The following is a 13,951-nucleotide window of genomic DNA, read 5'->3' as shown; positions in this document are numbered from 1 at the left end:
TTGTCCCCTTCGTCTAGAGGCCTAGGACACCGCCCTTTCACGGCGGTAACAGGGGTTCGAATCCCCTAGGGGACGCCACTTTAACTCGTATGGTAAGAGTCTAAATAACCAGTCCTAGTGACACACTTTTGTGTCCCCTTCGTCTAGAGGCCTAGGACACCGCCCTTTCACGGCGGTAACAGGGGTTCGAATCCCCTAGGGGACGCCACTTAAGTGTTTATCATCAATTCCTTCATATATATTTTCAAACAATTCAATCACTTCGATTAAAAGAATACATAATATTATCTTTACTATTGCTGTATCTGTGAGCTAACGTAGTTACCTATTTAATTTATTCGTTCTAGTGATGTCATTTCACTATGTGCTAGCGAAGTACCAATCTGGTACATCTGTGCATCTGACATATCCTTAGATATATTGGTCTTGAGTACTCGGTTTGTCGTGATTTTATCTTTGCTTAATGCGTTGTTTTTGTGTTTTATACTACTGGCGTCAGTGCCATCTGCCGCAGCAGTCTCTCTTATTCACTCCATTGACGATCCCCAGTTTAAAAGCATGCTAGATAATGCCGTTAAAGTTCAAGGCCTTGAACTTGAAGCAAACTGGGTGGACCAAAAGCTACTGAAAGTAAGGCTAATTCAAAGTGTGGAATCCGGAGCAAAAGCTGATGCTATTTTAGTGCCTTCAGATTATCTCGGGATGGACGAATTTATCCACTACTCCAAAGTACCCGCGAGCTTAATAACACAACATTTATCACCGTATTTTGAAAAAAGTGGAACAGTCCAAGATGAACAGTTAGGGATCCCAATAGTTGGTGGCAATCATCTTTTGATGTTTTATAACAAGTCGAAAATATCGACTCCTGCAAAAACATGGGAAGAAATCATTCGCGCACAAGAGCAGCAAAAAAGCCCACTGATCGGTTGGAGTTTTATGGAAATGTTTTGGTTTGTGCCGTTCATTCACGCGTTTGATGAAGCTCCTGTCGTCAATGAACAGCCTAACCTCGATACGCAATCCATGCGCAATGCGTTGGCATTTGTATGGCGTCTTGCTCAGAACGGGATTGTCGATGCTCAATGTGACTATGCCTGTAACGACAAGCGATTTTTGGGCGGTGAAACGGCGTACAGTATCAATGGGGTGTGGGCGTATAATCAATATAAGCAAGCGTTAGGAGATAATTTGGGTGTAGCGATTTTACCCACTATCAACGGACGACCCATGGCCCCGTATTCAACGTCTTTTGTGCTTGCGTTTCCCAATAAAGCATTAGAAAAAGATAAACGCCAAGAGCTTGAGCAACTTGCGCGTTTGTTACAAAGCACTCAGTTTCAATCGGCGTTATGGCAACAGCGTATTGGTATACCGGTGCGCAGCGATGTATATAATGACATTATCCAGCATGCAGATTCTGATGCCAAAGTAGTGCTTGAAGCATTAGCGTTTACCAAACCCATGCCAAACTCACGCAACATGATGATTATCTGGGAAGTTCTTCTCAAAGGGTATACGCGCTTTGGGGCAGGAGCACTGGATGCACAGCAAACAAGCCGATTTATGCAAAAGCTAGCAGAGCGCTCCATTGCTACCGAGGAGCTGCAATGAGTGAACGTAAGTTCAGTACCTCTTTGTTCCGCACAATAATGTGGTTGAGCATATTGCCAATGCTTATTGTGATTGTTTTTTTCGCCTCTCAGTTTTACGTGAGTTCATTAGAGCAGGCTCAGCAATCACTCTCTTGGCGTGTTAAAAATGATGCGCTAGCGCTGCGTCAACAATTGTATCAATCAACAATCGATAATGAGCGTCTGGCTAATTCCAAAGCGATAGCACAATTACCTGTGCGTATTCTTTACTCTCAGTTTGCGCTCACTCAAATGCAGGCCTATGTGACGACTCATGTTCACGCTAATGCAGCATTAGTTATTGATAATGAAGGGTTTATTGTTGAAGGCTATCCACTGAATGCGCTTAATATTCCTGTGCCTATTACTACGGGTATTGTCGAGGCCGTGAACCAAACCCAAGACTCCCTCTATTTTGTTATCACAATGGCTGACGTTATTAATAAAACATCTAAGCAAATCAATTATATAGCTATAGCTTCGCCATTAAATTTAGAGCAGGAGTCACTAAGTACGCCATATCGAAACACAGGGGTTTTGTTGAGTATCCAACCGTTATCAGGCTTACTGGGTTCACTTTTTGATATCGACCAGTCTTTTGAAGCATCTGCTGCCAATACATATGAAGCGGTATTAGGAAATGAGATGCATGAAGCACTGGGCGAGGGAGGCATCAAGACGAGTCTAAACGCGCTCAGTCGTATCGTAAGCGTTTTGCATGAAGGTAAAGAACAGCCACTTAATTTACGCATTACCGAACCCACAATGCCGCATTTAGAGGCGCTAAAAAACAGTGTAGTGTTCGCTGGAGCCTTGCTTTTTGTGTTGGCCGTATTGGCTGCATTATTTGCTAAATGGTTGGTAGCAAAATTAAACAAACCACTACAAGACATTACTTATTTGAGTCAACAATATGCTCAGGGTGACTATGACTTTAAAGGTGAGGCGTTTAGTTACAGTGAGTTTGAGCACATAAGCAAAGACTTGCAAAGTATGGCCATGACGATTGAGAAGCAAATCGACTCGTTGCAACAAGAAAAACAAAAAGCACAGGCATCAGAGCGTTCTAAAAGTTTATTTTTAGCGAATATGAGTCATGAAATTCGCACTCCAATGAATGGCATTTTTGGATATGTACAACTGCTCGAAAAAACACAGCTCAAAGCCAATCAAATGGAATTTGCGCGCCAGATCAGGGTGTGTACTCAAATGCTGCTCACGGTTATCAATGATGTTTTAGATTTCTCGAAAATAGAAGCCAATAAGGTGGTGTTGGAGCAGCGCCCTTGCGACCTTACGTTGATGTTAAAAGATGTCATGTCATTGTTCGAGCCAACCTGTGCGGGCAAAGGCATAAAATGCACTATCTGCATTAGCGATGATAAGCCAATCTGCGTACTCACTGACGAAGTGCGCTTAAAGCAGGTGTTGATTAATTTAATCTCAAATGCAGTCAAATTTACCGCTGAGGGTGGTATTGAGTTGGCGTTGGATTACCGCCTCAGTGGCAATCAGTGTGTGTGCCAATTTACCGTCACCGACACAGGGGTAGGCATTGCCAAAGAGAAGCAAAGTCAATTGTTTCAGCCTTTTGTGCAAGCACAAGACAGTACAACTCGAGAATTTGGTGGTACAGGGTTAGGGCTCAGTATTTGTAAGAGGTTAGTCGAGCTTATGGGCGGCGCCATTACACTTCAGAGCGAAGTTAACAAGGGCAGTTCGTTTATAATTAATCTCGACTTCCCAAGGTGTGAAGATATCCCGCTCGAACAGGAAGAGCACCTAGATTTACCCTTGCCCCAACAGTTTTTGGATAGCCGAGTGTTAGTGGCAGAAGACAACCCAATCAACCAGTACGTTATCGAGACATTCTTAGAAGAGCTTGGCGCTGAGGTTTATATTGTTGATAACGGCAAGCTAGCTGTTGAGGCTGTTGCGCAGCAGGGGTTTGATATCATTTTGATGGATGTCCAAATGCCTGTGATGGACGGCTTGTCGGCTGCGCAGGCTATTTGTGCTCAATACCCTTCACATCCGCCGATAATTGCAGTCAGTGCTAATGCCATGAGTCAGGATGTTGAGCAAGCGCGTGCCGCGGGCATGCAAGATCATCTTGCCAAGCCCATTGAGTTTAACGAGCTTGTGAAAATATTGAATAAATGGCTGCAAAAGGGATCAGCGGCGCCAATTGAAAAGCACCGCCTCAGCCATTAAAAGGTCGTGTATTCTTTCTTTTGGATGAGTTCAATGGCGTAACCATCTGGGTCTTTAACGAACGCTATCTCAGTTGTCCCGCCTTTTACTGGACCTGGCTCTCGACTGATCACGCCGCCAGCAGCACGAATGTCATCACAGGCTTTGTAAATATCATCGTATTCGATGGCAATGTGGCCATACGCTGTGCCCAACTCATAACTGTCTTGATCCCAGTTATAGGTCAACTCCAATACGGTATGATCTTTTTCTTCACCATAACCAACAAAAGCGAGGGTATAACGATATTGCTCGTTGTCTGCGCGGCGAAGCTCCTTCATACCCAGTACGTTGGTGTAAAACTCAATGGAACGCTCTAAATTGCCCACACGCAACATGGTGTGTAATAAACGCATAATGCCACCTTAATAAAATGCTAATACAAAACAGCCATGATCCTATCTGCAAGTACCTGGTTATTCAATGCTTGTAATGATCTGCACATAATCATTAGGCATGGCTCTGTGTATATTGTGCTCGGATGGCAGTGTTATCACCGGCCACCCCTTTGCTTTTGCCCGCTCGGCAAAATGGCCAAAGTATGCAACAGGCTCATGGGGCTGTTGTGCTAACACATAAGTACCGGAGATTTTCATAGCCAACGGATTGCTCAGGGTTATTGCTTGCTCGTAAGTGCCTATGGGGTGAGGCACGTCTTTTCCCCAATCTTGCCAAAGCGGGGGGATAGCCCATGGCTGGGTGGTATTATTGGCTGCATGTTGGCGCAGAGCGTTTGCTTCTTCTTTGGACATAGTATCCATAACCGACTCACCATCAACGGGCAATAAGGCGTCAATGTAGAGTAAGTGGTGTATGCGCTCAGGCACACGCTCAGCGACGCCAGTGATGACCATCCCGCCATAACTGTGGCCAACCAAAATAACCTTATTGAGATCTTCAAACTCCAGTACTTGGGTGATATCGCTAATATGGGTATCGAGATTGATATTTGGGTTACTCAAATGATAACGCTCACCCAAGCCAGTAAGGGTAGGGCGATACACCTCATAGCCTTGCGCTTGCAGGAGCGACTGCATGTGTTTGTAATCCCAACCGCCACCCCAAGCACCATGCACAAAAACAACGGTGGGCTTTGCGGCTATCGCGCCAGAAAATAGCATAAAAAGGATAAAAAAGAGTGTACGCATGGGGTTCACTTACTTGTGGGTGTTAATCCTTATCCTCGCACACTAAAGATAAATTACAAATTACTCGCCGAGCATACCAAATCATTTATCGCGAATGCTTTTTTTGTTTCGGATTTATCTTTACAGTAATTAGGCGTCCTCAGAGCCAAAAATGAGTAAAACAGATGAAATACCGCCTTCTAAAGCAAAAAAAGCATACTACTGCGATATCTCTAGCCGCTTTGTTCACCCAAGGCTGTGCCCAAAGTGGTGTGCAACCTACGGCTGATTTACCCAAGGCGTATGCAGGGTATACAGGGCAATACGCTGGCTATTCACTTGTTTTAGATGAGCGTTTTGATGATTTCAATGAAGACATTTGGTCCAAGGGCGACGGTGCGGTTGGCACTGAGGCCGCGTGTCGATTTCAACCTCAAGGCGTGAGTGTAGAAGGAGGGTTGTTGAATTTAAATATCACCCAAGAGCACGTTGCTAGCGGTTGGTCCCAAGACCATCAGGCTCAAAAAAGCGCGTATGAATTTAGTTGCGGTGAAATAAGAACCAATCCCACTAAAAGGGTCAAGTACGGGCGTTTTGAAACCAGAATGAAAGCGCCAAGTCGCACTGTAGCCTCAGGTTACATTTCCTCTTTTTTTACCTACACCCATGAAGGAAAGCCAAAGGAGTGGGAGGAGATAGACGTTGAACTCGAAGGAGGGCGCCCTGATAAGTTTCAAGCGAATCTGATTTATGGTCTTGATGCAGGTAACTGGTGGGGAACGCGCAAATGGGGCGCTTGGGAGGACAAAATTAATATTGCTCCTGCCGATGAGTGGCGCGTGTATGCCATTGAATGGACGCCAAAGGCAATCAAATGGTTTGTTGATGGCAAGTTGTATAAAACACTGTCGCAAGCGGATTTAGATTGTCAGCCACGATGTAAAAATGAACAAAAATTACCAACACCAATCCCAGATAATCTAACCCAATTGATGATGAATTTTTGGATCCCTAACGACAAGATTCAAGACGTGTTTGGAGGCAACAAAGAGCGCAATACCTACCCTATGGTAGCCAGTTATGATTGGGTAAGAATCTACCAGTTAGATGAATACCCACTGCAAGAGTGGCAGCGAGAGTGAGGGCTAACGCCGCCATATGGGGCGCACAAATGCTTGGCTAAAATTAGCGACGAAGGAGCGCAAGCCAAGCGTTTTGCGTCCCATTCATAAAGGCATTGTTAGGCATAATTAGCACTCCCCGCCAGACCTTGAATTTTTATTATTTTATCTAAGGTAACACCAGTATGCTTTAAAAACTGCAAGCCTTCGACTAATGAAGTTGCAGCCAACGTTATGATTTGATTTAAATAAAGCTTTTCTGACGACAAACTTAGTTTATGGCCGATAGATATTTTTTCTTCAATTGAGTGATCACGGATGAGGGTTTCTATATTACCGTGAGCACTTCGACATAAATCAGCATACAAACCATTATAAGTAACCGATTCTTCAGCTAAAGAAAACTTCTCCCAAATTTTCTTTAGCTCTTTCTTCGAATGCTTTTGACCATTAACTTTTAAGTTATAGATTTCAAAAGATTTATTCATTTCTTTGATGTATTCAGGATCTTTGATTAAACACATTAGATCAACGTAGGACTCTAATGCACTTCTCATAATAATTGGGACGGATGCATAACGATTATGCTCAATTAATTCTATGGCGTCATGGCATAGCTCGGTTACACGAGTCATTAATAAAGCAACATATTTCTCTTGAAGTGATTCATGGAATATCGTTGAAAAAGCGTCGTATCTCAATTGATTCAGTTCTTTCCATGTTGCATGACTCAAGTAGAACTCCTTAATGCCTAACAATTTAATATCGAGCGATTGGGTTGTTTTTCTGCCGCAATCTATATCGTTTTTATCCTATGACCATTGATAGCAAATTTAGGAACTACTTACCAGCATGGAAGTTACGTTACATTGCTCTAAATGTGGACACGACAAAAACGACCCGTTGGGTCGTTTTCATGACTATGGAAGAAACTCAATGATTATGGATATATGAACGGTAACTTAGGTGGAAGGGCGAACGTTTGCATTTCGCTCCTCGCTGCCCTTAGCGTATTTATGTTAGCTCGTGGTGGGGCACAAACGAGTTGTGTTTTCCGGCTGTCCGCTTAGTAGAATCTGACAAACTAGTAGTTAAGGTGGCTGTCTTGTTTAGTTTTGTATCGGTAATTTAACTTAGAAAACACCCATATCGACGAATCAAGGGCGCATACAGGTTAATTCTAGGCTAAGTTATTAAATACCTACACAAAAAGGAATCGCGCTTTCATGTTCTCATCTTCGCTTAAAACTGCTTCTTTAAGGGCATGGTTATTTAGTTTTGCCACATGCATTACATTTACTGCGACATCCGTTTTGGCTGAAGATACTAAGTTGTCTGGCACCTTGGTGGTTGTAAATAAAAAAGCGGATACAGTGAGCTTTATTGACCTCCAAAGCAAGAAAATTAAATACACACTGACCACTGATAAAGGTCCTCATGAACTCGCAATGAGGGCTGATGGCCAAGTGGCTGTCGTTACCAATTATGTTGGTGGCAATAGCTTAACGGTTTTCGATGTTCAACAAGCAAAAAAGATAAAGAGCATTGATTTGTCTCGTTATCCAAGACCACACGGTGTGTTGTTTTTGAAAGACCAAAAAAAAGTGGCGGTATCGTCTGAAAACTCGAACAGCGTAGTCATTGCTGATATTGAATCAGGCAAGATAGTTAAAGCGCTCAACACCCAGCAAAAAGGCTCCCACATGGTTGCTTTGCCTGAGTCTAGCGCGCGTGTTTACACCACGAACATGGGATCCAATACGGTGTCTGAATTAGACGTTGAATCTGGAGTGTTGCTTCGCAAAATTGCCACGCCTAACGTGCCAGAAGCAATCACTATTAATAAAGATGGTTCAGAGCTATGGGTGGGCAGTAATGAGGGCGGCTTACTCACTGTTTATGATTTGAAAACCCAAAGTGAGGTTAAGCAATGGCAAGGTTTTAGTTTTCCCTATCGCATACTCCTCACACGTGATGAGCAGTTTGCCGTTGTTCCTGATTATAAAAACGACACTCTGGATGTCATTGATGTAAAAAATAAACAGAAAGTTCATCGCATTGATTTCGCCGAGGGTACAGGGCCAAAAGGCGTGACTTTGCACCCTAATGACCGCACGTTATTTCTATCTGCCTATGGAAAAAATAAGGTCATGGCGATCGATATATTAACGGGCAAAATCGTGTTCGAACTTCCCACAGGGGATGGGCCTGATGGCATCGGTTATTCATCACACATATTGCCATAGTCGTTAGCTTAATTTGATAAGTAAAGGCTTAGGATACGCCTTGGAATCGCTTACTGGGCATGAGTATGAGTACCAAGATCATGCCCAAAGGGTGCTACTCAGTTTTCTCTTTAAACTCACACAAGTCTTCAATTAAACATGAGCCGCAGCGAGGTTTGCGGGCAACACATGTATAACGACCATGCAAGATGAGCCAGTGGTGTACATCCACCTTAAATTCGGCAGGTACGACTTTCTCCAGCTTTTGCTCAACCGCCACCACGTCTTTGCCCATGGCAAATTTGGTGCGGTTTGAAACGCGAAAGATGTGGGTGTCTACCGCAATAGTAGGCCAGCCAAAGGCAGTGTTGAGTACTACATTTGCGGTTTTGCGGCCTACGCCTGGAAGGGCTTCTAGGGCCTCACGGTTTTCAGGGACTTCACCGCCGTGTTGCTCCACCAAAATCTGACACATTTTGTAGACATTATTGGCTTTTGAGTTAAACAGGCCAATGGTTTTTATGGCTTCACGCAGCTCTTCGAGCCCTAAATCGAGAATAGCTTGTGGGGTATTTGCACGGGGAAAGAGCTTGCGTGTGGCTTTGTTCACGCCCACATCAGTGGCTTGTGCCGACAAAGTAACGGCTACCAACAACTCAAAAGCAGAGCTGTATTCAAGCTCTGTTTCAGGGTGTGGGTTCGCGTCGCGTAAACGTTCTAAAATAAGACGTCGTTTATCTTTGTTCATTACGTTGCCTCTGTTGTTTTTATCGTTAGGCGCGCGTTACCTTAATCTAAGCTGGTAACGCGAGCACGAGGGCCTTTTAATGGTGCTGTGTCTGTTGCACGTTGACGTGCTTTGATTTGTGCGTCAATCAGGTTTTTGGCGGCTATGAGTAGCCCTAAACCGATGAATGCACCCGGCGGCAATATGGCCAGTAAGAACTGGTTATCAAAATGGATGATGTCCATTCGCAGCACGTGTGCCCACTGGCCTAATAATAAATCAGCCCCATCAAATAAGGTGCCTTGGCCAATCAATTCGCGCATCGCGCCGAGCACAGCAAGGATGAGAGCGAAACCAAGGCCCATCATTAGTCCGTCCCATGCACTAAGTAAGGCATTGTTTTTTGAAGCAAATGCCTCAGCACGGCCGATAATGGCACAGTTGGTTACAATCAAGGGAATGAAAATCCCCAGAGATTGATACAAACCAAAGGTGTACGCATTCATCAGTAATTGAATAATCGTTACAAATGCGGCAATGATCATCACGAAAACGGGGATACGGATATCTTTAGGTACCCAGTTACGCACAATGGATACCGTAACATTTGAGCCTACAAGAACCAGTAACGTGGCAATGCCCAACCCCAACGCATTGGTCACGGTACTACTGACTGCCAGCAACGGGCACAGGCCTAATAACTGGACTAGGGCAGGGTTATTGGTCCAAACGCCGTCTTTAAATAAGGTTTTGTAATCGCTCATGATGACGCTCCTATAGCACAGCTATTGGTCGCTTGTGCTAGGGTCTTGAAGTTGTCTTGGGCATAGAGCACCGTATTTTTAACCGTGCCAACAACCGCACGCGGCGTTATGGTGGCACCGGTGAATTGATCAAACATGCCACCGTCTTTTTTCACGGCCCAGCGGCTATCGTCAGCGTTTAATACCTGTTCATTAGCAAAAGAGTGGATCCAATCACTGCGTTTGGGTTCCACTTTATCCCCCAAGCCCGGGGTTTCATTGTGCTTAGTGACGCGCACACCTGCCACGGTTCCGTTGGGATAAATGGCACTGAGGATATCGATATTGCCGCTGTAGCCATTAGGCGCTGTACTTTGCATCACCAAGGCAATGACCTCACCTTGCTTACGGGCGCGATATACGGTGTAGCTGTCATTTGGGCCAAGTTCAGGTGCACTGACGTGTGTGCAGTCTAAATACAGCTCGTTGTCGTAGGCTGATTGCGGCAATACTTGGTGTAATAAGCCTTGTAATTGCTTTTTCTCTTGGATGGCAATTTTCTCAGCTGTGAACTGTTGCACAAGTGTCACAGCACCTGTGGTGATCAATGCAAACGCAGTGAGAATAGCGCCATTTTTGGCCATTGATGAAATGATCATGACTTCGCTCCATGTCCGTAGGTGCGCGGTTGCGTGTAATGATCGATCAATGGAACCGCCATATTCATTAGCAGTACCGCAAATGCGACGGCGTCAGGGTAGCCGCCAAAGCTGCGGATCAGGTACACAGTAACGCCAATTAACGCTCCGTAAATCAAGCGACCTCGATTGGTCGTTGACGCCGAAACCGGGTCAGTGGCGATGAAAAACGCGCCCAACATTGTTGCACCACTGAGCATATGAAATGCCAGACCAGGTTGGTTGCCTGAATCAAGAATGTAACCAAGGCTCGCACAGGCCGCCAGTGCGCTTAACATAGCCACGGGGATGTGCCAATTAATAACGCGTTGTTGCAGCAGCACCAAACCGCCAAGCAAGTATGCGGCGTTTACCCATTGCCAACCTAACCCAGCGTGCTCTGTAAATATGGGGTTAGCCATGCTCTCTGTGACTGTTAAACCGTGAGCTACATCTGTTTTAAGTGTATCAAGCGGTGTGGCCATGGTGATGCCATCGACATTGGTTCGCAATTGCTCAAGGCTGAAACCCGCTTGTGTGTAATTAGTAAAAATGACCGACAATTCATCAATTAAGCTCAGGTGTGTAGCCATTAACTCATTAGCAGGTAACCACGCTGTCATTTGCACGGGGAATGAAACAAGTAAGAGCACATAAGCTGCCATAGCTGGGTTGAACAGGTTAAAGCCCAAACCACCATAGAGCTGTTTTACAAAGACAATGGCAAAGAAACAACCAATCACCACAATCCACCAAGGTGCCAAAGGAGGAATGCTAATAGCTAAAAGTAATCCTGTTAACCATGCACTGCCATCTTGCAATGTGGGCCAAACTTTGCGACCGCGTAGCGCTAACATCGCGGCTTCAAACGCACTCACACACGCCAAAGCGAGTGCCAGTTGAATCAATACGCCAGTACCGAAGAAGTAACTTTGTACTGCAATACCAGGTAGGGCAGCAACACCCACCATAACCATCATACGAGTGACTGACTTTTGGCTGTGCTTGTAAGGTGAACTCATCATACTGAGCTTCATGATGGATCCTCTTGGTCAGAATTTTCTTGTGCCTCACGCGCTGCTTTTTTCGCTTTTGCACGGGCAATGGCAGCAGCTACAGCGGCTTTTTTCTTATCCTGTGCTGAGACTTCTTGCGCTTGCTCTTGTGATGGCGCGTCAGCAGGCTCTGCATCGCTGCTTTGCTGGGCATCTTTGGCTGCTTTTTTCGCTTTTGCACGGGCAATGGCAGCAGCTACAGCGGCCTTTTTCTTATCTTGCGTTGAGACATCTTGCGCTTGCTCTTGTGATGGCGCGTCAGTAGACTCTGCATCGCTGCTTTGCTGGGCTTCTTTGGCTGCCTTTTTGGCTTTGGCGCGAGCAATGGCAGCGGCTACAGCGGCTTTTTTATCATCCGCTGGCGTGCTTGGTTCGCTCTCGCAAGTATCTTCGCTTGCTTGTTGAGCTGCCTTTTTGGCTTTGGCGCGAGCAATGGCAGCGGCCACTGCGGCTTTTTTATCATCCGCTGGCGTGCTTGGTTGGCTCTCGCAAGTATCTTCGCTTGCTTGTTGAGCAGCCTTTTTGGCTTTTGCACGGGCAATGGCAGCGGCAACTGCGGCCTTTTTATCATCCGCAGGCGTGCTTTGCTCGTTTGCTGTTGCACTCTCACCCGATTGCTCAGAAGCCTTTTTGGCTTTTGCGCGAGCAATGGCAGCGGCAACTGCGGCCTTTTTATCATCAGGTTTGGCTGATTCGGTCTGTGAGTCTTGTTGCTTTTGCTCTTTGTACAAACGTGCTTGCTCTTTGCGCGCTGCTCGCTCTTGTGCCACTTCGCTATTGTCTGGCTCAACGGTGCCAGTGGCTTTTTTAGCCTTTGCTCGTGCTATCGCTTCGGCCACTTTATCTTTGGCAGAGGTGACACTTGGTGTTTTTGCTTTAACGCGTGCCAGTGCTTGCGCTACTTTTTCTTTGCTTTGTTCATCTTGTTGTTTGGCGCTGCGACTAGGGCGCTTGTGGCGATTACGGCGCTCTTCTTGTTCACGCTCTAAGCGCTCTTTACGTGCTTCAAAGCGTTCTTTTGCACGATCAGACTTCACTTGTTCAATTTTTTGCTCGCGCATTTGCGCTTTGGCAACGCGATAGTATTGCACCAGCGGAATTTCGCTGGGGCACACATATGCACAGGCACCACATTCAATACAGTCAAAGAGCTTGTGCTCTTCTAACTTGTTGTATTCTTTGTTCTTAGCGAACCATTGCAACTGTTGTGGTAGCAATGAGGCTGGGCATGCATCGGCACAAGCACTGCAACGAATACACGCGCGCTCAGGGCCACCTTCAGGCATTTCTTTAGCTGTGGGTGCCAAAATACAGTTGGTTGTTTTTACCACTGGTATACGCACTGTTGGCAAGGTGAATCCCATCATGGGGCCACCCATGATGACGCGTTGCATTGGCTCAGGAGTAAACGCTTGCTGTGCCAGTAAGTGCTTCACTGGCGTTCCGAGGAGTGCCCACACATTACGTTGCTGGCCTAGTGTTTCACCAGTTACTGTGACCACACGCTCAATAAGCGGTTTACCTAATTCAACGGCTTGCTGCACCGCGTACATGGTACCCACGTTTTGCACTAACACACCGATATCGGCAGGAATGCCACCGGCAGGTACTTCCAACGAAGTAAGTATTTGAATAAGTTGCTTTTCACCACCTGATGGATACTTGGTCGGTATGCTGCGAACCTGTATATCATCAATTTCTTGGCAAGCGGCCTGCATTGCTGCGATTGCTTTTGGTTTGTCATCTTCAATGGCAATCAATGTGATTTTTGGCTGCAATAGATGACGTAATACATCGATACCACGGACGATTTCTTCGCTGTGTGCCTGCATCAAAACATCATCAGCGCTTATATACGGCTCACACTCAGCACCATTGATGATCAGGACATCAATATCTTGCTTGGTCGATGCTTTGATGTAAGTTGGAAAGCCAGCACCACCCATCCCAGAGATACCTGAAAAGTGCAAAATATCGATGATGCGCTCAGCGCTCATTTCGCGGTAGTTTGGGTAAGGGACCAGTTGGCACCATGTGTCTTCGCCATCTGGTTCAATAACAATACTGATTTCTGGCAATGCCGAAGGGTGCGCCGATGGCATCGGCGTAATATCTATAATGCGCCCTGAAGTGGGTGCGTGAACAGGCACAGACCAATTCGTTGCAGGTTTGGTGAGGGCTTGTCCCTTTAGCACCTTTTCATCAACGTTCACCAATAATTTGCCCTGCGCACCGATGTGCTGCTTAATGGGTAAAATTATTTTATCTGGCAAAGGCAGTGTGTGGATAGGTAACGAGTTCGACTGGCTTTTACGCACAGGAGGGTGAACCCCTCCAGGGCTTTGCCATAATTCACCGCGACTAATTCGTTCTAATAAAGAGTCCAACT

12 protein-coding genes and 2 tRNA genes are annotated in these 13,951 nt (G+C 45.7%); 6 read left to right on the top strand and 8 right to left on the bottom strand.

Features of this window, described 5'->3' with window-relative positions; translation table 11 throughout:
• Positions 1 to 2 precede the first annotated feature (2 nt).
• From AAEU32_RS01225 to AAEU32_RS01210, 4 genes are all read left to right on the top strand, one after another.
• Positions 3 to 78, top strand: a tRNA-Glu gene (locus AAEU32_RS01225).
• Positions 79 to 132: 54 nt separating this feature from the next.
• A tRNA-Glu gene (locus AAEU32_RS01220) sits at positions 133 to 208 on the top strand.
• A gap of 236 nt (positions 209 to 444) precedes the next feature.
• Positions 445 to 1,614 carry a sugar ABC transporter substrate-binding protein gene (locus AAEU32_RS01215; RefSeq protein ID WP_421968724.1) on the top strand — a complete coding sequence of 390 codons (1,170 nt, stop codon included), beginning with the start codon at positions 445 to 447 and terminating at the stop codon, positions 1,612 to 1,614.
• A complete protein-coding gene (locus AAEU32_RS01210; RefSeq protein ID WP_421968723.1) occupies positions 1,611 to 3,848 on the top strand; it encodes an ATP-binding protein in 2,238 nt (745 codons plus the stop codon). The genes AAEU32_RS01215 and AAEU32_RS01210 overlap by 4 nt, the downstream gene beginning before the upstream one ends.
• Here the strand turns inward: AAEU32_RS01210 and gloA are convergent.
• Together gloA and AAEU32_RS01200 are read right to left on the bottom strand one after the other, a co-directional pair.
• Positions 3,845 to 4,243 (bottom strand): lactoylglutathione lyase, encoded by a 399-nt coding sequence (gene gloA, locus AAEU32_RS01205; RefSeq protein WP_421968722.1) that lies wholly within the window; start codon positions 4,241 to 4,243, stop codon positions 3,845 to 3,847. The genes AAEU32_RS01210 and gloA overlap by 4 nt on opposite strands.
• A gap of 60 nt (positions 4,244 to 4,303) precedes the next feature.
• Positions 4,304 to 5,035: an alpha/beta fold hydrolase gene (locus tag AAEU32_RS01200; protein ID WP_421968721.1), complete on the bottom strand. Its 732-nt coding sequence runs from the start codon at positions 5,033 to 5,035 to the stop codon at positions 4,304 to 4,306.
• Between the two features lie 164 nt (positions 5,036 to 5,199).
• Between AAEU32_RS01200 and AAEU32_RS01195 the strand changes: the two genes are divergently transcribed.
• Positions 5,200 to 6,156 carry a glycoside hydrolase family 16 protein gene (locus AAEU32_RS01195; RefSeq protein WP_421968720.1) on the top strand — a complete coding sequence of 319 codons (957 nt, stop codon included), beginning with the start codon at positions 5,200 to 5,202 and terminating at the stop codon, positions 6,154 to 6,156.
• 98 nt (positions 6,157 to 6,254) lie between these two features.
• Here AAEU32_RS01195 and AAEU32_RS01190 read toward each other — a convergent pair whose 3' ends face one another.
• Positions 6,255 to 6,869, bottom strand: a complete 615-nt coding sequence (locus tag AAEU32_RS01190) for a DUF5677 domain-containing protein (protein WP_421968719.1) — start codon at positions 6,867 to 6,869, stop codon at positions 6,255 to 6,257.
• Positions 6,870 to 7,361: 492 nt separating this feature from the next.
• Here AAEU32_RS01190 and AAEU32_RS01185 point away from each other — a divergent pair, with 492 nt between their 5' ends.
• On the top strand, positions 7,362 to 8,381 hold the full coding sequence (locus AAEU32_RS01185) for a YncE family protein (RefSeq protein WP_421968718.1): 1,020 nt from the start codon (positions 7,362 to 7,364) through the stop codon (positions 8,379 to 8,381).
• Between the two features lie 94 nt (positions 8,382 to 8,475).
• Here AAEU32_RS01185 and nth read toward each other — a convergent pair whose 3' ends face one another.
• From nth to rsxC, 5 genes are read right to left on the bottom strand one after another with little or no spacing between them, the layout of a single operon-like run.
• On the bottom strand, positions 8,476 to 9,108 hold the full coding sequence (gene nth / locus AAEU32_RS01180; protein ID WP_421968717.1) for an endonuclease III: 633 nt from the start codon (positions 9,106 to 9,108) through the stop codon (positions 8,476 to 8,478).
• Between the two features lie 41 nt (positions 9,109 to 9,149).
• Entirely contained in the window at positions 9,150 to 9,851 is a 702-nt protein-coding gene (locus tag AAEU32_RS01175; RefSeq protein WP_421968716.1) for an electron transport complex subunit E, read from the bottom strand.
• Positions 9,848 to 10,489: an electron transport complex subunit RsxG gene (gene rsxG / locus AAEU32_RS01170; protein ID WP_421968715.1), complete on the bottom strand. Its 642-nt coding sequence runs from the start codon at positions 10,487 to 10,489 to the stop codon at positions 9,848 to 9,850. The genes AAEU32_RS01175 and rsxG overlap by 4 nt, the downstream gene beginning before the upstream one ends.
• Positions 10,486 to 11,544 carry an electron transport complex subunit RsxD gene (rsxD, locus tag AAEU32_RS01165; RefSeq protein WP_421968714.1) on the bottom strand — a complete coding sequence of 353 codons (1,059 nt, stop codon included), beginning with the start codon at positions 11,542 to 11,544 and terminating at the stop codon, positions 10,486 to 10,488. Before rsxD ends, rsxG begins: the two co-directional genes overlap by 4 nt.
• Complete coding sequence (gene rsxC / locus AAEU32_RS01160) at positions 11,541 to 13,949, bottom strand: electron transport complex subunit RsxC (protein ID WP_421968713.1); 2,409 nt, start codon at positions 13,947 to 13,949, stop codon at positions 11,541 to 11,543. The genes rsxD and rsxC overlap by 4 nt, the downstream gene beginning before the upstream one ends.
• Positions 13,950 to 13,951 lie beyond the last annotated feature (2 nt).

The organism is Pseudoalteromonas maris, assembly GCF_049257235.1.
Lineage (GTDB): Bacteria > Pseudomonadota > Gammaproteobacteria > Enterobacterales > Alteromonadaceae > Pseudoalteromonas.
Note: the sequence above shows the minus strand (reverse complement) of the source record. Positions and strands in the feature narration are given on the sequence as shown.